At 41.6% G+C, this 24,468-nt stretch carries 18 protein-coding genes and 2 tRNA genes; 6 read left to right on the top strand and 14 right to left on the bottom strand.

Translation table 11 applies throughout. The features are described from left to right. Position 1 precedes the first annotated feature (1 nt). The 8 genes from G3567_RS11970 to G3567_RS11935 form a co-directional block, all read right to left on the bottom strand. On the bottom strand, positions 2 to 1,252 hold the full coding sequence (locus tag G3567_RS11970) for a M23 family metallopeptidase (protein WP_164005557.1): 1,251 nt from the start codon (positions 1,250 to 1,252) through the stop codon (positions 2 to 4). A gap of 428 nt (positions 1,253 to 1,680) precedes the next feature. Continuing rightward, on the bottom strand, positions 1,681 to 2,442 hold the full coding sequence (trpA, locus tag G3567_RS11965; RefSeq protein ID WP_164005556.1) for a tryptophan synthase subunit alpha: 762 nt from the start codon (positions 2,440 to 2,442) through the stop codon (positions 1,681 to 1,683). Positions 2,443 to 2,921: 479 nt separating this feature from the next. Continuing rightward, the gene (gene trpB / locus G3567_RS11960) at positions 2,922 to 4,106 is read right to left on the bottom strand and encodes a tryptophan synthase subunit beta (protein WP_164005555.1); all 1,185 of its coding nucleotides are present in this window, start codon (positions 4,104 to 4,106) and stop codon (positions 2,922 to 2,924) included. After that, positions 4,099 to 4,734, bottom strand: a complete 636-nt coding sequence (locus tag G3567_RS11955; RefSeq protein ID WP_164005554.1) for a phosphoribosylanthranilate isomerase — start codon at positions 4,732 to 4,734, stop codon at positions 4,099 to 4,101. The genes trpB and G3567_RS11955 overlap by 8 nt, the downstream gene beginning before the upstream one ends. Then, entirely contained in the window at positions 4,731 to 5,501 is a 771-nt protein-coding gene (trpC, locus tag G3567_RS11950; RefSeq protein WP_164005553.1) for an indole-3-glycerol phosphate synthase TrpC, read from the bottom strand. The genes G3567_RS11955 and trpC overlap by 4 nt, the downstream gene beginning before the upstream one ends. Continuing rightward, positions 5,498 to 6,493 (bottom strand): anthranilate phosphoribosyltransferase, encoded by a 996-nt coding sequence (trpD, locus tag G3567_RS11945; RefSeq protein ID WP_164005552.1) that lies wholly within the window; start codon positions 6,491 to 6,493, stop codon positions 5,498 to 5,500. The genes trpC and trpD overlap by 4 nt, the downstream gene beginning before the upstream one ends. 25 nt (positions 6,494 to 6,518) lie before the next feature. Beyond that, the gene (locus G3567_RS11940) at positions 6,519 to 7,085 is read right to left on the bottom strand and encodes an anthranilate synthase component II (RefSeq protein ID WP_164005551.1); all 567 of its coding nucleotides are present in this window, start codon (positions 7,083 to 7,085) and stop codon (positions 6,519 to 6,521) included. 10 nt (positions 7,086 to 7,095) lie between these two features. Next, positions 7,096 to 8,478: an anthranilate synthase component I family protein gene (locus G3567_RS11935; RefSeq protein WP_164005550.1), complete on the bottom strand. Its 1,383-nt coding sequence runs from the start codon at positions 8,476 to 8,478 to the stop codon at positions 7,096 to 7,098. Positions 8,479 to 8,862: 384 nt separating this feature from the next. Between G3567_RS11935 and fabD the strand changes: the two genes are divergently transcribed. After that, positions 8,863 to 9,747: an ACP S-malonyltransferase gene (gene fabD, locus G3567_RS11930; protein ID WP_164005549.1), complete on the top strand. Its 885-nt coding sequence runs from the start codon at positions 8,863 to 8,865 to the stop codon at positions 9,745 to 9,747. A 72-nt stretch (positions 9,748 to 9,819) separates the two neighbouring features. On the opposite strand, the gene G3567_RS11925 is transcribed toward fabD, so the two are convergent. Together G3567_RS11925 and G3567_RS11920 are read right to left on the bottom strand one after the other, a co-directional pair. Further along, positions 9,820 to 11,760 (bottom strand): M1 family metallopeptidase, encoded by a 1,941-nt coding sequence (locus G3567_RS11925; RefSeq protein ID WP_164005548.1) that lies wholly within the window; start codon positions 11,758 to 11,760, stop codon positions 9,820 to 9,822. A 68-nt stretch (positions 11,761 to 11,828) separates the two neighbouring features. Continuing rightward, positions 11,829 to 12,875, bottom strand: coding sequence for a hypothetical protein (locus G3567_RS11920; RefSeq protein WP_164005547.1), 1,047 nt, complete (start codon positions 12,873 to 12,875; stop codon positions 11,829 to 11,831). 89 nt (positions 12,876 to 12,964) lie between these two features. On the opposite strand from G3567_RS11920, the gene G3567_RS11915 reads away from it, so the two are divergent. From G3567_RS11915 to uvrB, 5 genes are all read left to right on the top strand, one after another. Further along, positions 12,965 to 13,864, top strand: a complete 900-nt coding sequence (locus tag G3567_RS11915; RefSeq protein WP_164005546.1) for an ABC transporter ATP-binding protein — start codon at positions 12,965 to 12,967, stop codon at positions 13,862 to 13,864. A 9-nt stretch (positions 13,865 to 13,873) separates the two neighbouring features. After that, positions 13,874 to 14,698 carry an ABC transporter permease gene (locus tag G3567_RS11910; protein WP_164005545.1) on the top strand — a complete coding sequence of 275 codons (825 nt, stop codon included), beginning with the start codon at positions 13,874 to 13,876 and terminating at the stop codon, positions 14,696 to 14,698. Between the two features lie 44 nt (positions 14,699 to 14,742). Continuing rightward, entirely contained in the window at positions 14,743 to 18,096 is a 3,354-nt protein-coding gene (locus G3567_RS11905; RefSeq protein WP_164005544.1) for a T9SS type B sorting domain-containing protein, read from the top strand. Between the two features lie 23 nt (positions 18,097 to 18,119). Further along, positions 18,120 to 18,818: an SIMPL domain-containing protein gene (locus G3567_RS11900; protein ID WP_164005543.1), complete on the top strand. Its 699-nt coding sequence runs from the start codon at positions 18,120 to 18,122 to the stop codon at positions 18,816 to 18,818. Between the two features lie 114 nt (positions 18,819 to 18,932). After that, on the top strand, positions 18,933 to 20,939 hold the full coding sequence (gene uvrB / locus G3567_RS11895) for an excinuclease ABC subunit UvrB (protein ID WP_164005542.1): 2,007 nt from the start codon (positions 18,933 to 18,935) through the stop codon (positions 20,937 to 20,939). Here uvrB and G3567_RS11890 read toward each other — a convergent pair. From G3567_RS11890 to mutS, 4 genes are all read right to left on the bottom strand, one after another. Next, positions 20,936 to 21,475, bottom strand: a complete 540-nt coding sequence (locus G3567_RS11890; RefSeq protein WP_164005541.1) for an RNA methyltransferase — start codon at positions 21,473 to 21,475, stop codon at positions 20,936 to 20,938. The genes uvrB and G3567_RS11890 overlap by 4 nt on opposite strands. A 45-nt stretch (positions 21,476 to 21,520) precedes the next feature. Next, positions 21,521 to 21,605: transfer RNA gene (locus tag G3567_RS11885), tRNA-Leu, on the bottom strand. A gap of 6 nt (positions 21,606 to 21,611) precedes the next feature. Beyond that, positions 21,612 to 21,683: transfer RNA gene (locus tag G3567_RS11880), tRNA-Gly, on the bottom strand. 72 nt (positions 21,684 to 21,755) lie between these two features. Further along, positions 21,756 to 24,374, bottom strand: a complete 2,619-nt coding sequence (gene mutS, locus G3567_RS11875) for a DNA mismatch repair protein MutS (RefSeq protein ID WP_317164179.1) — start codon at positions 24,372 to 24,374, stop codon at positions 21,756 to 21,758. Positions 24,375 to 24,468 lie beyond the last annotated feature (94 nt).

Raw genomic sequence — 24,468 nt, 5'->3', positions numbered from 1 at the left:
ATTAATTACAATTTGAAATTGGATTATGATTATTATCGTATTTTGTGTTTAAAAAATCAGAAGGGTTTATACTCTGCCAAGAAGAATTAAACACCTGTAAATGTATATGAGGTGTTACACCAGCTGAAGCAGCATTACCAGTATTACCAGCGGTACCAATTATATCCCCAGCAACTACGCTTTGCCCTTGAACTAATGAAACAGTATTTAAATGATTGTATTTCGCAAAATATGTATTACCATTTATCTGAAAAGTAATAATAACATAATTACCGTATGAATCTATTTGATACTGACCTGGACTAAATGAATCTCTTATGTTGCTTACTTTTCCTGAATACATAGCATATACATTTGTATCTAGTTCAGCTTTTATGTCCATACCATCGTGTTCTTTATCAAAAGGCGGGGAGCAATCTGTATCCCCTTGTCTTGTACATCCAAAAGTTCCTCCTTTTTTTCCTGATGCCCCTGAAGAAACAATTTCAGGATTGTTAACAGGATCACCGGGACAAGGTTTATCATTTTCAGAGTCGGGGTCTAAATCGGCATAACCTCCACCACTACTACCAAGATCCCATTCATTAGTGTCTTCACCACCTCCGTCTGTTGTATAAATATAAGAAATAGATACGTATGGTACTGGTGGTGTATCAGATACATCTGCAGTTATAATAACTTCATCAAGTTCTCCACACCAATCACAATTGGATAAACCACACCAGCAATTTGTGGCAGCAGTAGTCTTACCCGTATCACTTTTATGGCTTTTATGACCAAATCCGTTATGCTTATACTCAGCTACAATGGCATTTTTCTCAATAACCAAAACTCCCTGTATATTGCCTTCTCTATCTGTTATCAATAGTTCTCCCGAAAAACTAGTGGGTGTAGCATCTTCAAACGGGTTTAAGCTTACTACTGCGCTTTGTATTTTATTATCAATAGTCAATAAAACCAATCTACTATACAACTTTGGATACAGAGTGGTGACAGGTATTACCGCAAGCTCTTCTTCTGTATTGGTTAAATCTTCGTAGCTTATGTCTTCTGAAAATGAGGTGATAAAATTTTCTCCAGAAGTTTTATTTTTTCCCTGCTCAATTTGTTTTATAAAATTTTGAGCGTCCTCAAAAGCTACCGTCTTAAGGCCCTTCTCTTGTTTAATAATACTATCATTCTTTTCACAACTGTAGATCACGACAAAGAGTAAAAAAAACAATAGTAGCGGTTTAATCGGATGTGTTTTCATTCGTATGGGTATTAGTTATTAGTATTTCTAGATTTTTTTTTCTGAAATAATAACTAAGGAAAGCCATACTGCAGCCTTATTCGATGAAAGAATGCATTACTCGGCTGTGTGTGTGTGTGTGTGTGTGTGTGTGTAAAATCACTTTGCAACTTATTAACAAAGCAATAATAGACCCATAAGATTTAAAAGGCTTACGGTTCGACCTTACTTTTACTACGGGAAAACCGTAAATTTCTGAAATTCAAAGCCTTCAGTTAATCTCAGCATATCAATCACCAACTTTCAAATTCAATCTACACGCTCAACGGACGGAGGTGTAGGTCTTCTCAATACCTTGAAGCTGGATATCTTTAAGCTGTACAGCAAACGAAAGCAAATTCAAAAAAAAATAAAAAACACAATCCGGACTTTTACAGCAGGAAAACTTCTTATTTCAGTGACTTTATAAAAGGAGCTATGCCCTCCATCCCTGCATTGGTCAGTCGGCGGATAAACTCAGAGCCGATGATGCAACCGCTGGTAAACCGGCTGGCCTGCTCAAAGCTGAACGCATCTTTGATTCCAAAGCCTACCATCAGGCTGTTGTTCAGATTCATATCGGAGATGCGTTTGAAATAAGACATGGCTTCTTCGCCAAACCCCTGCTCTCCGCCTGTGGTGCTTGAAGAACTCACCATATACACAAAACTATCGCCCAATTCGTCGATGGTTTTAATGCGCTCTTCGGAAGTTTCCGGGGTGATAAGCGGCACAAATTTGAGTCCGTGGGTTTCAAAAAGGGCTTTATAGTCCCTTTCGAAGATATCGATGGGCAAGTCGGGCATAATGATGCCATCAATACCGATAGCTTCGCATGCCTTACAAAAATCTTCCACCCCAAATTGCAGCATGGCGTTGAAATAGCCCATCACGATCAACGGAATATCCACCGTATCGCGGATGCCCTGCAACTGCTGAAACAATTTCCGAGTACTCATACCATTGCGCAAAGCCTGTTCTGAGCTTTTTTGAATCACCGGCCCGTCCGCCAGAGGATCGCTGTAGGGCAAACCGATTTCGATCACATCGGTTCCCGCGTCTGCAAGGCGTTTGATGACTTCAGTGGTGTCTTCCAGCTCCGGGTACCCCGCCGTGAAGTAAATGGAAATCAGTTTTTTATCTTGAGCCAGGGCTTGATTTATTCTGTTCATAGGTTTTAGTTTTGTATTGCTAGGTAATTATGTTAGAAGTAAAAATCACTTATTAATTATCGTTTTCTTTGTCACCTTTTGAGGTGTATTCTTACCACGGAGTCATGAAGGACACTAAGGTTTAAACTATCTTTTTTCTTTGTTCTTTGTTTCTTGCTCTTGACTTTTTACAGATCAACAACTATTGTATTTGAAATCATCTCTAGTTCTCGATACAATCCCAACAAAACGGACGGGATCACTCGAACTGTCATCTTGTTCTTTGCTCCATGTTCTGTGTTCTTTTCTTACCACAGAGTCACGGAGGACACAAAGGTTTAAACTATTGTTTTCATTTCTCTGCATTCTTTGCGTCATGGCGGTGAAATCTTACCACGGAGTCATGAAGGACACTAAGGTTTAAACTATCTTTTTTCTTTGCTCTTTGTTCTATAGTCTTTGTTCTATTTTTATCACCATCAGGTAACATAGGCAAAACCTTAATACCCAAAATACTTCCTATACGTCTCCAGATCTTTATCTCCACGTCCCGAGCAGTTAAACACCAGCACATCGTCTTCCTTGAACTCCAGGTATTTGAAAATCGCAAAGGCGTGAGCCGTTTCTATGGCCGGAATAATGCCTTCCATTCGGCTCAGTTCCAGGCCTGCTTCCATGGCTTCGGCATCGGTAATCGAGACGAATTTGCCACGCCCTGTTTTAAACAAATGCGCGTGCAGCGGTCCAATGCCCGGATAATCCAATCCTGCGGAAATGGAATACGGCTCGGTAATTTGCCCGTCGGTGTTTTGCATCAACAGCGTTTTACTGCCATGAATAATCCCTTCGCGTCCCAAAATCGTAGTGGCGGCAGATTCGGTAGTATCCACACCCTTACCTGAGGCTTCCACGCCGATGATACCCACGTCTTCATGATCCATGAAATCTGCGAAAAGTCCGGCGGCATTACTTCCACCACCCACACAGGCAATGACATAATCTGGCAGTTCACGGCCTTCTTTTTCCAGCATCTGAGCTTTTACCTCTTTGGAAATCACACTCTGCAACTGCGTGACCATGTCCGGATAAGGATGTGGTCCTACCACAGAACCGATGATGTAATGGGTGTCCTTCGGATGGTTAATCCAGTCGCGAATCGCCTCATTGGTCGCGTCTTTCAGCGTTTTGCTTCCCGATGTCGCCGGAACCACTGTGGCGCCCAGCATCTTCATGCGGGCTACGTTTGGCGCCTGCCGCTCGATGTCCACAGCACCCATGTACACGATACATTCCAGACCCATCAGTGCACAGACCGTCGCTGTAGCTACGCCATGCTGGCCTGCACCGGTTTCGGCGATGATGCGACGCTTCCCAAGCGCCTTGGCCAGAAGGATTTGCCCAACCGTATTGTTGATTTTATGCGCTCCGGTATGACACAAATCTTCCCGTTTCAAGTAGATTTTAGTCTTGTACTTTTCGCTCAGGTTTTCAGCCAGATATAAGGGCGTAGGTCGACCAACATAGTCCTTCAAAAGGCTTTTGAACTGGTTTTGAAAATCATCCGTCCCTATAATCTGCTTATAGTTTTGTCTTAATTCTTCGACATTCGGAAACAGTAGTTCCGGGATATAGGCCCCGCCAAAATCTCCGTAAAATCCTTTTTCACTCACGCTATACTTACTCATTGGTTCTAAGGTTTTGTAAAAATTCGTGTATTAAATTTATATTTTTAAGGCCGGGTTCCTCTTCAAACCCTGAATTGACATCAACGCCCGCAATCAGCCCGTCTTTATATAACTGACTCACTTGTTCAGCATCTTCCGGCCCAATGCCCCCGCTGAGCATCACAGGTCTTGAAAAATTCTGCGGCTCCAGCAACTGCCAGTCAAATTTCTCACCTGTGCCTCCGCGATACTGGCCTTTGGTGTCCAGCAAATAGCCGTCAACAGCAGAGCAGTAGGCTTCAACGCCTTTAAAATCTGAAGCTGACTTTATCGAAAATACCTTCCATAAGCTAACCTCAGCCTGCCCCGCATGGTCTAGTGCCGTTCTGAGTTCCAAGCAAAAATCGGGGGTTTCATCTCCGTGCAACTGAATCACTTGTAAGCCGAATTGATTTACCTTCTCCACAATGACAGCAATATCTTCGTTTACGAATACCCCTACTTTCTGAATCCGGGCAGGGAGTCTGACCGGAGTTTCCGCAAAACGCGGTGATTTTTCATAAAAAATAAACCCCATATAATCGATGTCCGACTCGGCAAGTGCCTTGATATTTTCGGGATGTTTCATCCCACAGACTTTTACTTTCATCGGTTATTTGTATTTTGTTCTGCGGCCTTTTGCTTCATAAAAAACTCTCCTACCAGAACACCGTTAAAGCCCTGCTCAATCAACTTTCCAATCGTTTCCGTGTCCTGTATTCCACTCTCTGAAATTTTCAGCAATTCTGAAGGCAGATGCGGCAACATATCCAGTCCCTGCTGAATATCAACCTCAAACGTGCTTAAGTTTCGATTGTTGACACCGATGAGATCGATGTGTTTTGAAGCCAGTTTTTCAATTTCTTCAGCCTCATGAATTTCAAACAGGATTTCCAGCCCCAACTCCTGTGCTAAAACCGCCAGTTCCTCCAGTTTTTCGGAAGGTAAAGCATTAGCGATTAACAGTATCGCATCCGCTCCATAGGCTTTGGCCTCATACATCTGATAGGGATCCACCATAAAGTCTTTGCGAAGTATCGGCAGGTTGCAAACCGATTTAGCCAGCTGTAAATCCTCCAGACTTCCTCCAAAATAGCGCTGATTGGTCAGCACCGACATCCCGGCAGCACCCATTTGTTCATAGCTTTGGGCGATTTCCATCACGTCTGCCTTCAAGTTAATCGCTTCTTTACTGGGCGATCGCCTTTTAAATTCAGCGATAATCCCTTGTTCTGAACTTGCCACAGACTGCTTTAAGCTTCGGGTTGGATTTGAAAACCCGGGGAATGACTTCAAAACTTCGACGGGCATCGTTTCTTTCTTAAGGCTGACAAGCAGCTGCTGATAAGTGATAATCTCTTCTAAAATCCTTTTCATGACTGACTTATGGTTTTTAGTTGGTTCAAGACCTCCAGGGCTTTACCGCCTTTCAGAATGCTTTTGGATTCGTTAAAAGCCTCTCCTATCGCGATGGATTTTGCTGTGGAAATGGCTGCGGCCGCATTGGCACAGACCACATGGTTTTGGGCCTCTGTTCCGTTTCCGCTTAAGATTTGATAAAAAATATCAGCGGCACTTTCTACCGTATCTCCTCCATAGATTTCTTCTTTGGTCACAGGCAAAACGCCGAAATCTCGGGCAGACAAAAATATTTCCTTAGACCTGGTCACACACTTGGTTTTAGCCGTGAGTGAAATCTCATCATATTGATTGAGGTCATGCAGAATGCAATAGGTTTTATCGGTTTTTTGATATAAATAGTGATACTTTCTCAAGAGCTCCAGATCGTAAACCCCTACCAGTTGAAACTTTGGTTTAGCCGGATTTACCATAGGCCCCAGCATATTGAAAAAGGTTTTAAGTGCGAGTGATTTCCGAATAGGGGCTACATTTTTCATCGCCGGATGAAAGAGCGGTGCGTGAAGAATCGCAATATTGGCCTCGTTAAGGCAACGGTCTAAAAATCCCTGCTCGCTGGAGAATTGGATACCCATCGCTTCCAGCACGTTGGAACTTCCACTGACAGATGAAACACCGTAGTTACCGTGTTTCGCCACTTTCACACCCATGGCTGCAACTACAAAAGAAGCCGCCGTGGATACGTTGAAGGTGTTTTGACCGTCACCCCCTGTACCGCACAAATCCATAACCGCTTCCCCCTGGAAATCCACAGGAATGCAAAGCTCTAAAAGCGCATCCCGAAAGCCTTCCAGTTCTTCCACGCTGATGCTGCGCATCATAAACACGGTGAGGAAAGAAGCGATTTGAAGATCGCTGAATTCTCCATTGGAGATTTGAAGCAATACCTCCCTGGCTTCTTCCTTGGAAAGCTGCTCCTGCTGTATAAGACGATTGAGTATATCTTTCATAGTAAAATTGCGTTTGAGAGGTTAGTTAACTTTCTATCCAGTTTTTGATCATTTGTTTGCCTTCAGGCGTTAACACCGATTCCGGATGAAACTGAACCGCTCTTACATCGTATTCTTTATGGCGCAGGGACATGATTTGACCTTGTTCATCGACGGAAGTGGCTACCAGACACTCTGGTAATTCCTGCTTCACTACCCACGAATGGTAACGCCCAACCATCATGGTGGCAGGTAAGCCCCTAAAAAGTACTTCATCTTCTACCATGGTTTTGATCTCTGTCGCAACGCCATGGTGAACCTTGTCCAAATTCAGCAGTTCGCCGCCAAACACCTCCATGATGGCTTGTTGACCCAGACACACCCCGAGCATTGGTTTTTCGTGAGCAAAAGCTTTGATAATGGCTTTTAGCTGTCCGGCTTCATCGGGAATACCAGGTCCCGGCGAAAGCAAAATCTTATCGTACTGGGCCACCTCATCGAGATCGACCTCATCGTTTCTTTTGACGGTGACTTCGGCATCAAATTCTTCCAGATAATGCACCAGGTTGTACACAAAAGAATCGTAATTATCTATGACTAATATTTTCTTCATGATTTCGTTTTTATTGATCTAAAGCTTTACGTAAAGCTCCAAGTTTATTGATGACTTCCTGTAGTTCGTTTTCTTCGGTACTGTCGCTCACCACCCCTGCACCCGCCTGAAAATGCAATTTTAAATCTTTACTCACAAAACTTCTGATGATAATGGCCTGGTTCATATTTCCTTTGAAATCGATAACACCTATCGCACCGCCATAGGCCTCCCGGCTGATGTTTTCATATTTTTCTATCAGTGACATCGCCCTATGTTTTGGTGCGCCGCTTAAGGTTCCTGCCGGAAAAGTATCTCCCAGCAACTTCAGGCTGTCTTCCGGATTGACTTCGGCAGTTACTTTACTTACCAGATGAATCACATGCGAGAAATACTGAACTTCTTTGTAGGTCTCCACTTTTACGTTTTTACCATGACGGCTAAGGTCATTCCTGGCCAAATCTACCAGCATCACGTGCTCTGAATTTTCCTTTACATCTTCCGATAATTTTAAAGCCATCGCAGCATCTTCCTGGTCGTTTCCGGTTCGCTTGAAGGTTCCGGCAATCGGGTGAATCTCTGCTTTACCTTCCTGAACAACCAAATGCGCTTCTGGTGAACTGCCGAAGATTTTGTAGTTTCCAAAGTCGAAGTAAAATAAGTACGGACTCGGATTGATGCTTCTCAGTTTTCGATACACATTGAATTCATCTCCTTTAAAGCCCTGAGAGAATCGTCTGGACATGACCATCTGAAAGACATCTCCACGCTGACAGTGTGCTTTTGCCTTGGTCACGTACTCCATAAATTCCTCATCGGTAATCGGCGATTCCTCTTCACCATCCAATTCAAAATCATACTCGGTATAATTCTGATTTTTCAAAAGAGATTTCAATTCAGGAATGCGATCTGTTCCATCATAAGCATGGTTAAAGACATAGGCTTCATCATTGAAGTGATTGATCACGATCACATTTTGAAAGACATTGTAAAGCATATCCGGCAAACCCAGTTTGGACTTGCTCTTATCGATGTTTAGATTTTCAAAATACCGCACCGCGTCATAGGTGGTAAATCCAAAAAGCCCCTGCGTCAAAAATTTGAAGTTGTGATCATCTACCTCAAATTCGGCCAGGTACTTTTTTAATTCATCAGCCACATCGATGTTTTTATCAATGGCGATGCTTTTGAACGTGCCGTCAGGGTATTTAAATTCAATTTCCTCGTGTTCTACTTTAAAATGAGCGATGGGATTGCAGCAGATGTAACTGAAACTGTTGTCATTGGTATGGTAATCGCTACTTTCCAGAAGTAAAGAATTCGGATATTTATCTCTGATTTTGAGATAAGCACTTACCGGCGTAAACGTATCTGCAAGTAACTTTTGATAGGTGGTTTTTAAAGAATAACTCATAGTTTAAGACTCAGCGTTTTTAAAAATTAAAAAAGGCCTGTCGTGATAGACAAGCCTTTATGAAATATGTACATAGCAGGATCTAGGTCACGACGTTTGACGTAATAAAGACCACCACCAAGAATTGTTTTTGTTATTAAACATGCTACAAACATAGGAATAATATTCTTTTATTTATAAATCTACAGATGTTAAAATTTTGTTTGTTCTCGACTCTACTTCGTCTTTGCTCAGCACAGGCAACTCGAACCTAAACAAAATATCCTCTAAAATCTAAAATTACAGATCGAATCCGCTCTAAACAAGCTCCGTCGAGAACCCCGTCTGTATGCTTTCAAAATACTTCAAAATAGTATCTTTGCCATGTAAATTAAATAAACACTTATGAAAGCATACATATTTCCCGGACAGGGGGCTCAATTCACCGGAATGGGTCAGGATTTATACAATTCATCAGAAGAAGCAAGAACTCTGTTTCACCAGGCCAATGATATCCTTGGATTTGACATTGCCAAAATCATGTTTGAAGGCACTGCGGAAGACCTGAAGGAAACCAAAGTCACCCAACCCGCTATCTTTTTACATTCTGTGATTTTAAGCAAAGTGCTTGGCGATTCTTTTCAACCTGATATGGTAGCCGGCCATTCTTTAGGAGAATTTTCTGCCCTGGTAGCCAATGGCACTCTGGAGTTTGAAGATGCCTTGAGGCTGGTTCATAAACGCGCCTTGGCTATGCAGGAAGCCTGCGAGATCAATCCATCCACCATGGCTGCAGTTTTAGGCCTGGAGGATGACGTGGTGGAAGAGGTTTGTAAAAACATCGACGGCGTTGTGGTTCCTGCCAATTACAACTGTCCCGGGCAACTGGTGATTTCCGGTTCTCATGAGGCTGTAGAAAAGGCTTGCGAAGCCTTAAAAGAAAAGGGAGCAAAACGCGCCCTGCTTCTTCCTGTAGGAGGAGCTTTTCACTCGCCACTCATGGAGCCTGCCAGAGAGAAACTGGCAAAAGCGATTGAATCTACCAGATTCAATACACCTAAATGTCCTGTCTATCAAAACGTGACCACGACCGCGGTTTCAGATCCTGAAGACATTAAAACCAATTTAATGAAGCAACTCACAGCCCCGGTGAAATGGACACAAACCATGAAGCAAATGCTTGCCGACGGTGCCACCGACTTTACCGAAGTGGGTCCCGGAAAAGTTCTTCAGGGCTTACTGAGAAAAGTGGACAGACAAGTAAATGCCGAGAGCATCTCCGGTTTATAAGTTCTACGTCTGTAAACTAAAAAGCCTCGCTCCAATGTTATGAAGCGAGGCTTTTTGGTTAAAGATCATCCATTAATCCTTATAAATAGTGACCGGCCATTTGTCATTGGAATAATTCACATCCATCAGAATTTTTTCAGGATCGATTTCAATGGATTCTATTTCTTTTTGGGTTTCAAATTTATGAGTCCAGGTATCTCCCCTTTGCCAGATTTCCACAGGAAGGCTTTTCATTTCCGTGGTACCATCTTCAAAAGTAATCTGCATGTGTACAGGCATTGGAATATCTCCTCTATTGGAAACGGTTAAGAAATATGCACCATCTCGCTTTCTCAAGGAGTCTATGGCTAAATCGATATTCCCTGTTCCGTAAAACCAGGCATCAAAAAACCAGGATAGATTTTCACCTGCTGCATTTTCAATGTGATTGAAGAAATCTTTAGGCTGAGGGTGTTTAAACGCCCAGGTCTCGATATAAGATTTAAACGCATAGTCAAAACGTTCTTCCCCAAGGATGTATTCTCTTAGAGTGACCAGTCCTAATGCAGGCTTGTAATAGGCAACCATACCCAGGTTTCTCAGATTAGCGACATCCGGATAGGTATCGATACCCTCGCGTCCTTCGCTTAAAAACCAGCCCGCCAGTGTTCTTGGCTGATTCAATCGTGTCGGGTATTCCCCATCATTAAAAGCCTGAGTGCTGTAGTAATTGATAAACGTATTGAAACCTTCATCCATCCATGCATACCGTCTTTCATTACTCCCTACAATCATAGGAAACCAGTTATGACCAAATTCATGGTCGGTCACTCCCCATAAACCTGCTCCTGTGCTTTTCCAGCTGCAAAAGTTAAGTCCCGGGTATTCCATTCCGCCAATATCTGCAGCTACATTAACCGCTGCAGCATAAGGATATTCGTACCATTTTTCGGAGTAGTATTCTATGGATGCTTTGCTGTATTCTGTAGATCTGGACCAGGCATTTTGTCCGTAGCTTTCAATTGGGTAAGCAGAATGTGCCAGGCCGGTTTTACCACTAGGCAAATTGAATTGAGCGCCATCCCATATAAAAGCTTTGGAAGTGGCAAAGGCAAAATCTCTTGAATTTTCAATTTTATAATGCCAGGTTTGTGTTCCGCTTTGATTTGCAAACACAGAGGAATCTCCAATTTCTTCAGAAGAAATTAAAGTCACTGTTTCCTGGCTTTCCAGGGCGTTTTTATAGCGATCGTAAACTTTAGAAGACAACACATCTTTTGGGTTTTGCAGTTCTCCGGAAGCTACCACTAGGTAGTTATGAGGGACGGTAATTTCGACATCAAACTCACCATAATCGTAATAAAATTCTCCGGCACCTAAATAGGGTTCCACATTCCAGCCTTCGATATCATCAAAAACAGCAACCTGGGGAAACCATTGGGCAATGGCATAAATCTCGCCGTTCTTGGTGCTGAGACGTCCCATTCTGTCCATACCGTTAACAGGAACTTCAAACTTAAAGTTCATGGATACTTCGGCTTTACCTCCATTCGCTTTTAAGGGTTCATCAAAAAAGACCTGCATTCTTGTATCGGAGATCAAGTGTTTTGAGGATGTAGACCCTCTGACTTCAGCTTGTAGATTTGAAATTTCAACGCCTTCCAGTGGATCGCCATCATAGCGATTGCCTTCAACAGGGGTCGTCAAAGTTCCTCTGGAATCTTCGGTAAATCTGTTCTGCTCTAAATACATCCAGATGTAATCCAAATCTTCCGGACTGTTATTGATATATTTCATCGTAACTTGCCCTGTAATAATGTGCGTTTCAGGATCCAAATTAGCTTTGATGGTATAGTCTGCTTCATTTTGAAAATATTCTGGACCAGGTTTTCCTGAAGCTGACCTGTAGACATTACCTGACCTGTCCATAAATTCATCGAACTGCGACTGGTTATTGTCTAGCTGTGCAAAAGCTGAAGGCAAAGTAAAAATACTCAAGCCAAAAGCCAGACATAAGAAATTTATTTTATTCATAATTATATTTTTTGATTTGGGCTCTAAAATAGAAAAAACAAGGATACAAGTGAAGCTCAGGCTTAGAATTATTCTATTTCCAAATAATTTCTTTTCACGAAATCTAAAGCTGTTTTTAGGATATGACCCATCGTTCTGCAGCGTTTGAACCGAATGTCTCTGGTATAATCCACCAGCTGCTTTTTAAGCATTTTTACGTTGTCGTCTGAAGAGACTCGGTCTTTGATCATGCAGCGAATCAACATCCTAAATCTTTTTTCTGAAGTGATGAGTCGTTTCGCTACCTGAGAGCGTTCCTCCTTTCGGTATTGCTCAACTGAAGTATCCTGCAATAATTCTGAAACCATCTTCACCAGGGGACGGTTTTCTTTGAAAAAGTGTGGCTGGTAAACTTTCAGATTCCCCTCATAATTTTGCTGGTCAAAATCTATGGCTCTGATTTTATAATCCACATGATCAAAATCGTGGGTAGGAATCACCACATAATTGTAAGAACGCATATCTCCAAGAAGTCTTAGGGTACAGCGCTCGTCAAATTTCACAAACTGCTTGGCAATTTCATTTCGTGCTCTTGAGTTGCATTCTGGCAAATGCTCCTTAATAAAAACATCACCGGGAATTCCTGCGATATGTTCTTCGATTAAAGTATCCTTGTACACTAAAAAATTAATCCGGTGGGGAGATAGAATATGCTCAAAATCAAGACCATATATCCTGGAGGCATCTGCTTTTTTGACGTAGAAGTAAGTGAAATTGTCATTCAGAATGTTTCTTATTTTTATTCTGAAAGGCTTAGAGTTTCCAAAAGTGCAGTAATCTATGGCATCCACATTGAGAAAATCCATGTGTTCACTTCGTCCATCAGAATGGAGAATAAGATACACCCGTTTTAGACTGTTATCAATTTCTTCGCGGTCAAAGTCAGAATAATAACATCTCACCCATAAGGTGTCTTCATCATGTCTGTCGTAAACCACTATGGAACCCGAAAACCTCAATAAATCATCATAAGAAACCGGAATTCTCGTGTTTCTGTTGTAGGTCTGCAGGTATTTATTGAGATTCTCATTGATAGCAAACGTGGGCTTTTTTCTAGACATGAGTTTCTTTTCCATAGACTGCTTTTTCCTCAAAGGTAGCAAATTTGCTAGCTTTACATGTAACATTAGCCAGAGCTTTTCGTCTTACAGGAAACCACTTAGCCTTGAAAACTATTTTAAAATTAAAAGAACTTACCAAAAAGTTCGGAAGCCTCACCGCAGTAGATGCTTTGACTTTCGATATTCAAAAAGGAAATGTTTATGGGATACTGGGTCCAAACGGCAGCGGTAAATCTACGACCTTAGGCATGGTACTCAATGTAGTAAATCCTTCTTCCGGCTCATTTGAATGGTTTGGCGGAGATATGAATACACACGAAGCGCTAAAAAAAGTAGGGGCCATAATTGAAAGCCCCAACTTTTATCCAAGCATGAGCGCTGAAGATAATCTCAAACTGGTCTGCAAGATCAAAGGGGTAAACTATTCCAGAATTGATGATGTTTTGGAAATCGTGAATCTTCACGACAGAAAGAAAGATCATTTCAAAAGCTATTCCTTAGGAATGAAGCAGCGGCTGGCGATTGCTTCAGCCTTGCTCAATGATCCCGAAATTCTCATTTTGGATGAGCCTACCAATGGACTGGATCCTCAGGGTATTCATCAGATTCGAGAAATCATCAAGAAAATAGCCGCAGACGGCATGACTATTCTACTGGCCTCACACCTTCTGGATGAAGTTGAAAAAGTCTGTTCCCATGTCGTTGTCATTCGCAAGGGAGTGAAATTATATGCCGGACCTGTAGACGAATTGAATGCTACACATGGTTTTTTTGAATTGAAAAGCGAACAGAAAGACAAATTAAAATCATTCCTGGCAACGCATTCAGCTATCGAACGTTATGATGAAGAAGACAACGATCTAATCAAAGCGATTTTAGCTCAGCCTTATGAAGCAAAATTTCTCAATCAGGAATGCTTCGAAAAAGGGATTTTACTCACGCATCTCGTCAAGCGTAAAGAAACCCTGGAAGAGCAGTTTTTAAAATTAACCAAGAATCAATAAGCCTTAACAATGAAAAGACTTTTTCTCATAGAATTTCACAAACTCAGGAATAACAGAGCTGCAAAAATTCTCAGCCTTATTTATTTTATCCTTTTCAGCGCCATCGCCTTGTTTACTTCCATCAAATTCAACTTTGGCTCCATCGATTTCAGGTTGGCGGATCAGGGGATTTTCAACTTCCCCTTCATCTGGCATTTCAACGCCTACTTTGTCGCTTTTTTAAAATTATTCCTTGCCGTAGTCATTGTATCCATGGTTTCCAGCGAATACACCAACAGAACGTTGAAGCAAAACCTGATTGACGGCCTGAGCAAAAAAGAATTCATTTTATCGAAGTTTTATGGCGTTTTAGGCTTTGCCTTCGCCTCTACTTTACTGCTGTTTATCGTCAGTCTGGTCTTGGGATTGATTTTTTCTGATTATGATGAATTCAGTATTATTTTTTCTGATCTTGAATACATCTTCGCCTATTTTTTAAAATTAGTTGGATTCTTTTCCTTGTGTTTGTTTTTTGGAATTTTGCTCAAACGCTCAGCCTTTGCCTTAGGATTTCTTTTCCTGCTGTGGATTTTTGAAGGGATTGTTCAGTTATTTGTCAAATTCCAGGCTGAATCTTTAGACGTTATCCTCAACGTTTTACCCCTGCAGTCTATGAGCAATTTAATCATAGAACCTTTTACTAGATTGGGTATTGTAAAATCGGCGGCTACCCAGTTGAATTCAGAATTCACAAAATCCTACGATGTGGAATGGTCTGCCATACTCATTGTCCTGGCCTGGAGTTTTATATTTATTTATTCGTCCTGGAAACTCTTACAAAAAAGAGATCTTTAAATTATATTTGAGAAAATAGTTTAGCCTTGAATAAAATATTGACCTTGTTAATTTGCTTATCTAGTGTATCTTTTTACGCTCAGGGCCAGGCTGACAATTGGTATTTTGGAAGAAATGCCGGAATCACATTTAACACCAACCCGCCGACAGCACTTTCTGATGGTCAGCTCAATACCCTAGAAGGCTGTTCTTCCATTTCTGACTCCGATGGTAATCTGTTGATGTACACCGATGGCAGGACGATTTGGAACAGGAATCACCAAATCATGCCTAATGCTGACTATTTTGCCGGCAGAGGTTTGAAAGGCGATCCTTCGAGTACCTCTAGCGGCTTGATAGTTCCCCATCCTACAAACCCAAATCTTTACTTTGTTTTTACCGTTGATGAGCCTCATCACGAAAATGCTAATGCTTACCCTAATCAGGGCCCGGCAGATGCCAACGGAAACCCGATCTCTGAATACACAGATACCGAACAGGGAGTCCCTGAAGCTGATGACGGGTTTAATAATGGCTTAAACTATTCCATTGTTAATATGGCCCTAAATGGCGGCCTTGGCGATGTTATTCCCGGCCAAAAAAATAAAGAGCTTATAACCTACGACCCTAATGATGCTGAGGAAGTTAAATATAAAGCTTCTGAGAAAATCACAGCCGTAAGAGGTCGCGACTGCAACTCCGTCTGGGTCATTACTCAGTTTAGAAATAAATTTTACGCCTTTCTTATTGATGCAGGTGGGGTCGATGATGAACCTGTGATTTCGGAAGTCCCTCCTCTGCTGGAAGTATCAAATTACAGAAGAGCGGCAATAGGCTATCTAAAAGCCTCCCCACAGGGAGATAAGTTATTGATTGCGCATAACACCTCAAATTATAACCCTGTAACAGATGCAAACCTTGATGACGGAAATGTCTATTTATACGACTTTAATAACTTAACCGGAGAGGTTTCTAACCCCATTGAACTGATAGAGAATGTTAATGCCTATGGCGTTGAATTTTCTCAGGATAGCAGAAAAGCCTACGCCACTGTACGTGACACATCCACCAAAATTTATCAATGGAATTTAGATGCTGCAGACATCCCCAATTCGATTGAGACGATTTCAAATTCGAATGAAACCACCTCGGCCTTACAACTTGGCCCCGATGGTAAAATTTATCATTCCTTAATCAATACTTTCCAATTAGGCGTCATTAATAATCCCAATGAAATAGGAGCAGCCGCAAATTATACACAAAATATATCTGAGGGAGCTATAGCATTAAACGGAAACATAGCAACATTTGGCTTACCGCCTTTTATCCAGTCGCTTTTCAGTCAGAGAGTTCCCATCGTTGAAACCGATAATGAAGAAGTTATTGAGCAGGTCTCCCTTTGTGACACCTATACCTATCAATTAGGTTACGAGGATATTCCAGGAGCAACTTATACATGGTCTAAAGATGGAACAGTTCTGCCAGGCGAAACCAGTCACATTTTGAATATCAGTCAAAACCCCTCGGCAGATTTTCCGGTTGAGCATAATTACCGCCTGGAAGTTGATTTAAACAACGGAGATTGTCCTTTTTTTGGTATTGCCACGATCCTTTTTAACCAAAGTCCTGCCTTTGAAGACGACAAGCTGCTCACCTGTAAAGAAGAGGGGAGCGATGCTGTTTTTGATTTAACTGAAGTGGTTTCTAAACTTAGTGAGCAGGTCGAAATGAATCCGGAAGAATTCGACATAGAGCTTTATAGAAATTCAACAGATGCCGAAACGGGAACTAATCCTATCGCTGTTTCAGCGGATTTTATAAATACTGAAAACCTCAATTCTATCAGTGTTAAAGTAAAAACGAATACGATTTGCGAAAAGCTTGTCGAATTCAAATTAACCAATCGATTTTTCCCGGATGTGGATGTAACTCCTGAAGTCCTGATCTATTGTACTGCTGATTTTCCTGAGACCCTAAGCCTGGAAGCCATAAAAGATAATGAAGATGCATCGCGCTATGAATACCTATGGTCTACAGGAGAGACAGGTCCGTCAATTGAGATAAACTCAGCAGGTGATTATTTCGTGGACATTCGGTTTATAGGCGAAGATTGTATGGTCACAAAGCCTTTTGAAATTGAAGAGTCCCAACCTGCCTTTGAATCTGAAACCATCCGCTTATGCGATACCTTCCAACATACCCTGGAACAAAATACGTTCGAAAATGGAGTCTTCACCTGGTTTCAAAATGGAAACCGAATGACCGGAGAAAACACGTCCGCTTTGACTGTAAATGTTCAGCAGGATGCTGAATTTCCGGTTTCCGACACCTATACCCTGGAAGTGGATCTTCTGGATGGGAGTTGCATAAAAACCTTTGATTACAACCTGATATTCAATAAAAGCCCTGATTACAATTCAGTTGTACTGCAGAGCTGTAATAATCCTGAACTGGGCTATGCCACGTTTAATCTCGAAGAGGCCATCAGCCAACTGACTGAAAATGTGAATGAGGTTTCCCCTGATGAATTAAGTCTTGAGTTTTATGAATCTGAAAGTGATGCCCTCGATGCTGAAAATCCAATTCTGAATCCTCAAAATTTTGAAAACACCTCTAACCTAAGTCGTATTTTTGGAATTGTAGAAAGTTTTGAATCTTGCATAAACCTGGTGGAAATTGAACTGTCAACCTTCCTTTTTCCCAATGTCAGTCCAGAAGCAACAGCTTTGATTTATTGTCTTGAAGATTTTCCCGAAACCATTCAACTCAGCGCTTTAATCGATGGAAACACCCTCAGCAACTATGACTTTTTATGGTCTACTTCAGAAACTTCTCAAGCCATCGAGGTCAATCAGGCTGGAATTTACACCGTAGAAATCAGCGATCCTACTTTTGGCTGCAGCCTGATCAAAGAATTTGAAGTAAGAGAATCCGACATTGCAGACTTCGAATCCAGCGTAGAACATTTCAGCGACCTGAATAATTCCATTGAAATCATCATAGACCCTTCAAATCTTGGGGATTATGAATTTGCCATTGAGGAACCCCTTAATTTCCAGGATTCAAACCGATTTGAAAATCTAGTTTCTGGCATTTATAAGGTCTATGTAAGAGATAAATTTGGCTGTGGTATTTCGGAAAAAACCATTGGTGTATTGGGCATCATGAAGTTCTTCACTCCCAATGGAGACGGTAATAACGATATTTGGGAAATAAGCGGACTGCTGGAAAATAATCAGGAAGATATTCTGCTGCAGATTTATGACAGGTATGGCAAGCTTATGCGATCGTTTACGAATAAAGATGCGGGCTGGGACGGAACCTATAATGGTAAAAATATGCCCTCTGATGACTACTGGTACCGTATTCGACTTACAGATGGGACCATCGAAACTGGTAGTTTCACTTTAAAGCGTTAACTTCAAAATCCAAATTTAATCTTATGAGACTCTTTTTAAGCCTACCCCTGTTTATACTTTCATTCTTAAGTCTCCATGCCCAACAAAAAAACTTCATCGATCAGCCTTTTATTGAAGTCAAGGGAACGGCCGATACCTTAGTAACTCCAGATCGCATTTATCTGGGCATTAGCATTTCTGAAGAAGAAATCAGCGGTAATTCAAGTCTTGAGGAAATGGAACAGCAAATGATTTCAGAATTTAAAAAACTCGATATAGATATTGACAAACAGCTTTTTGTAGCCGATGCGAGTAGCGATTTCAAATCTTACTTTTTCTCAGGTCAGAAAGTCCTAAAAACCAAAGACTACAGCCTTTTGGTTTATCAGGCATCTTCACTGGGAAATGTTTTAAGAAGCCTGCAAAACATTGGCATTGCCAACGTCAATTTGAATAAAACGGAACATTCTAAGATCAAAGAATTTCAAACCTCGATGAAAGGAAAAGCTGTAGCTAATGCCATGAGAAATGCTAAGGCCATGGCTGATGCAGTCGGTCAGGAGCTAGGCAAGGCCCTTTTTATTTCAGAAACCAATTCCTACATCTATGCTTTGCAGGGACAGGCTTCGGATATGCAGATAAGAAGTGATTCGACCGGTAACCAAGAAGAAGCAACAACTAATCTTTCTTTCGATCAGTTTAAAATCAGCAGTGACGTCCTGGTAAGATTTGTTTTAAAATAAGATGCTTTTTTAGGTTTTCTTCTGAATTTTATACCTGTGAAATTAATGCCAAAGGAAGTGCTTTAACTTTGCGTTGACCTGGAAGCGAGGTATCTTCGCAGAAAACAGATTTGAATGAAATTCAATTTAAAGTCAGACTTTAAACCTACCGGGGATCAGCCTCAGGCCATTGAAAAGCTGATAAAGGGACTTAACTCTAATGAGCGTTATCAAACTTTGCTTGGCGTTACCGGGTCTGGAAAAACATTTACGATGGCCAACGTCGTTGAAAGTGTTCAAAAACCAACCCTTGTCCTGGCGCATAATAAAACGCTTGCCGCTCAGTTATATTCAGAATTTAAGGCCTTCTTCCCTGAGAACGCGATTGAATATTTTGTGTCTTACTACGACTATTACCAGCCTGAAGCCTTCATCCCTTCAAGCGGAACCTATATTGAGAAGGATCTATCGATCAATGATGAAATCGAAAAACTCAGGTTGAGCACCACCTCGTCCCTGCTTTCAGGCCGTCGTGATGTTTTGGTGGTGGCCTCCGTAAGTTGCCTTTACGGTATTGGAAACCCGGTTGAATTTCAAAAAAATGTCATTTCAATAGAAGTGGATCAGCAGATTCCAAGAACGAAATTGCTTCAGCGCTTGGTTCAAAGTTTATATTCCAGAACTGAAGTTCAGTTTAACCGAGGCAATTTCAGAATAAAAGGAGACACGCTGGATATCTTTCCCGGCTATGCCGACCACGCGTATCGCATTCACTTTTTTGGAGATGAAATTGAGGAAATTGAAGCCTTTAACGTAGAATCCAATGAAATCATCGCTAAGTATGATAAGCTGAATATTTATCCGGCCAATATATTCGTGACATCTCCTGAAGTGCTAAATTCTGCCATCGACCAAATCGCCATTGATTTGGGTAAACAGATAGAGTACTTCAAAGACATAGGCAAACCTCTTGAAGCTAAGCGAATTGAAGAGCGTACCAATTTCGATCTGGAAATGATAAAAGAATTGGGCTATTGTTCCGGTATTGAGAATTACTCCAGGTATCTGGATGGAAGACAGCCCGGGACAAGACCTTTCTGTCTGTTGGATTATTTTCCTGACGACTATCTGATGATTGTGGATGAGAGTCACGTCACCATACCGCAAGTGGGTGCGATGTACGGTGGAGATCGATCCAGAAAGGAAAACTTAGTCGATTACGGCTTCAGACTGCCGGCAGCCATGGACAATCGACCTTTGAGACTTGAAGAATACGAAGCGCTGCAAAACCAGGTGGTCTATGTAAGTGCAACTCCGGCAGATTACGAACTCCAAAAATGTGACGGGGTGTATGTGGAACAAGTGATACGCCCAACAGGTTTACTGGATCCTGTAATTGAAGTGAAACCCAGCCAAAATCAAATTGATGATTTGATCGAGGAAATCCATAAGCGCGTTGATAAAGATCAGCGTATTTTAGTTACTACGCTGACTAAACGTATGGCTGAGGAACTCACCAAGTATCTTACCAGAGTAAAAATCAGAACACGCTACATACATAGTGATATCGATACGCTGGAACGTGTGGAAATCATGTCTGATTTACGAAAGGGTGTGTTTGATGTGCTGGTGGGCGTAAATTTATTAAGGGAAGGCTTAGATTTACCAGAAGTGTCTTTGGTTGCCATTTTGGATGCCGATAAAGAAGGTTTCCTGCGAAGCAACAGAACTCTGACGCAAACCATAGGTCGTGCTGCGCGTCATCTGGAAGGAAAGGCGATTCTGTACGCCGATAAAATTACGGATAGCATGCAAAAAACCATAGACCAGACTGAATACAGACGATCTAAACAAATCGAATACAATACCAAACATAATATCACGCCTCAGGCTCTTAAAAAATCTCACAACTCAGCTTTAAGCGGTAAAAAAGATAAGCCTTACGAGGTTATTGAAACTCAAACTTTACAGGCGGCAGAAGAAGCAGCGGAAAATTACAACGAAACCGATTTGAAAAAGAGAATGACCCTGGTAAGGAAGTCCATGGAAAAAGCAGCAAAGGATTTGGATTTCATGGAAGCCGCAAGGTTTAGGGACGAATTGAAAATGCTTCAGGAAAAACTACAAAAAGAAAAAGCTTAGGATTTAAACTGGGTTTTCGACATAAAATCCCAAACGCATACCCCGGCTGTAACTGAGATGTTCAAAGAATGTTTGGTTCCAAGCTGGGGGATTTCCAGAACGGCATTAGAAGCATCGACAACGGCTTGCTGCACTCCTTTCACTTCGTTTCCAAACACAAAAGCATACGTTAAATCGGGATGCGGATTAAATTCTTCCAGTGAGACTGAATCTTCAGCCTGTTCGATGGACAGGACCTGAACGCCGCTTTCTTTCAATTCCTGAATGAGTTCCAACGTGCTTTCCCTATGGGACCATTCCACCGTTTGCGTAGCTCCTAAAGCTGTTTTTTGGATGTCTTTGTGGGGTGGTGTCGCGGTAATACCACACAGATAAATCTTCTCTATTAAAAACGCATCGGCGGTTCGAAACACAGAGCCAATATTATTAAGGCTCCTGATGTTGTCCAAAATTAAAATCAACGGCGTCTTGGACGAGGCTTTAAACTCATCATCGGTTTTACGAACCAGCTCACTGTTTTTTAATTTTCTTGGCATAACCTGTTGTAATAAAAAAAGCCCTATGATTTCTCAAAGGGCTTGTACTCGGAGCGGGACTTGAACCCGCACGACCGCAATGGTCATTGGATTTTAAGTCCAACGTGTCTACCAATTCCACCATCCGAGCGGAAAGAGCGAAAGACGGGATTTGAACCCGCGACCCTCACCTTGGCAAGGTGATGCTCTACCCCTGAGCTACTTTCGCATTAAATATTGCGAGTGCAAATTTAATATATTAATTGATTTGTCAAAACCTTTTCGCTAAAATATGATAAAATTACTTCTTGGCCTTAGGTGCTATTAAACGCTTGATTTCATTAAGCTTCATCAAAGCTTCTACGGGAGTGAGGGTATCGATGTCAAGCCTCAAAATCTCATCCTTAATCTGCTCAAGCAGAGGATCATCCATATTATAAAAACTCAATTGTGGCTCAGGTTGTACCGCCTGTTTTAGAGAGGCAGAGTCATCATTGGTATCCCTCAGGGATTCCAGTTTCTTTAAAATAGTATGTGCTTTTTGAATTACATACTGTGGCATACCCGCCATTTTAGCCACATGAATCCCAAAACTATGCTCGCTACCTCCAGGAACGAGCTTTCTCAGGAACAAAACTTTATCCTTTAATTCCTTGACAGAAACGTTGAAATTTTTGATCCTGTCAAATTGCTTGGACATTTCATTAAGCTCGTGGTAATGGGTCGCAAATAAAGTTTTAGCCTTACTGGGGTGCTCATGCAGAAACTCAGCTATGGCCCAGGCAATCGAAATCCCGTCGTAAGTACTGGTTCCGCGTCCGATTTCATCCAAAAGGACAAGGCTTCTGCTGGACAGATTGTTTAGAATACTCGCCGATTCGTTCATTTCTACCATAAACGTCGATTCGCCCATCGAAATATTGTCACTGGCGCCAACGCGAGTAAATATCTTATCCACCAGACCGATTTCTGCGGAAGTGGCGGGTACAAAACTTCCCATTTGTGCCAGTAAAACAATAAGAGCGGTTTGCCTTAACAAAGCCGACTTACCACTCATGTTCGGTCCGGTGATCATAATGATTTGGTTGCTTTCCTGATCGAGGAAAAGGTCATTACTGATGTACTCTTCCTCTGCTTTGAGTTGCATTTCAATGACTGGGTGCCTACCGTCTTTAATAGATAATTCGAAGCCTTCATTAATTGCCGGTTTGGCATAATTGTGTTCCAGAGCAAGCTGAGCAAATCCGGACAGGCAATCCAGCTGGGCGATCTGAAAGGCATTTTGCTGAATGACTTTCATGTAATCCTGAGTCCATATGACAAGTTCCTGAAATAATTTTTGCTCCAAGCCTGAGATTTTCTCTTCTGCAGATAAAATTTTCTCCTCGTAAATCTTTAATTCTTCAGTAATGTAGCGTTCAGCATTGACCAAGGTTTGTTTTCTTGTCCAGTCTGCCGGCACTTTATCTTTATGGGCATGCCTGACTTCAAAATAGTAGCCGTAAACATTATTACTGCCAATCTTTAAACTTGGAATCCCCGTTTTTTTGGATTCAGAGTCAAGCATTTCATCGAGGTAGTCATGCCCGGAAAAAGCGATTTTTCGGTAGTCGTCCAGCTCATCAGAATAACCCGGTTTAATTGCATTTCCTTTTAAAATATTGACTGGAGGCTCTTCTGAAATCGACGACTCAATTTTGGACCTTAAAACATCACAGGGATTGAGATGATCGGCGATGGTGACGAGAGACTCATGTCCGGATTTTTCTAAAGTCTTCTGACATGAAGCGATGATATCCAGGGAATTCTTTAACTGTAAAAGTTCACGCGGGTTAATTTTTTGAGTAGATACCTTGGATACCAGGCGTTCCAGGTCATTGATCTCTTTTAAATAAGATCTGATTTCAAGTTGAAGGCTTTGATTCTTTTTTAAGAAGCTAACGGTTTCAAGGCGTTGATTAATTTTATACTGATTCTTGAGCGGGAAGGCAAGCCAGCGTTTTAAAAGTCGGCTGCCCATGGCTGAAATTGTTTTGTCTATAATGTCGATAAGTGAAACGCCTTCTGAAGTGGTAGACTGGTATAATTCGAGATTTCGAATGGTGAACTTATCCATCCAGACATAGTCTTCTTTAGGGATTCGGGATAAGTTATTGATATGTTGAAGCTGTGCGTGATTCGTTTCAGACAAATAATGAAGAATAGCTCCGGAAGCGATCAGTCCTTCATTATAATCCTGTATCCCAAAACCTTTGACTGAAGTGGTTTTAAAATGAGAATTGATAAGGTTATTGGAAAAATCAAATTTGAACACCCAGTCTTCGAGGTAAAAATAAGGCTGCTGACTTCCCAGCTTTTCTGCCAGTAAGGTCTTTTGTTTTTTTGAAATCAAAATCTCACTTGGTGAAAAATTCTGAATCAGTTTATCTACATCTTCAAGACTGCCTTCAGATACTAAAAACTCACCCGTGGAAACATCAAGAAAGGAAATCCCGTAGTTATCTTTAGGACCCAGAACAATGGAGCAGAGAAAATTATTGTCATTTCGTGACAAGACATCGTCATTGAAGGATACCCCGGGTGTAATTAATTCGGTAACACCGCGTTTAACAATGGTTTTGGTTTGCTTCGGATCCTCCAGCTGATCACAGATAGCCACTCTCAGACCTGCTTTCACCAGTTTGGGGAGGTAGGTATTGAGGGAATGATGAGGAAAACCGGCAAGTTCTGAGCGTTCTCCACCATTATTCCGATTGGTAAGCACGATATTAAGTATGCGGGAGGCGGCAACGGCATCTTCACCAAAGGTTTCATAGAAATCCCCGACTCTAAACAACAACATCGCATCAGGATATTTATCCTTGATGGTATTGTACTGCTTCATTAAAGGGGTTGTCTTAGGAGACTTAGATTTGGCCACAATTTTTTAAGCTAAAATACTAAATTGTAGAAGGAAAATCAGATAAGAAAGTCAAAATGCATTAAAAATAAAAAACCCTTAATTACGGCTGTAA

This window comes from Psychroflexus aurantiacus, assembly GCF_010820555.1.
GTDB classification, from domain to species: domain Bacteria; phylum Bacteroidota; class Bacteroidia; order Flavobacteriales; family Flavobacteriaceae; genus Psychroflexus; species Psychroflexus aurantiacus.
The sequence above is the reverse complement of the archived record's forward strand: the minus strand, read 5'-3'. Positions and strand labels throughout refer to the sequence as shown.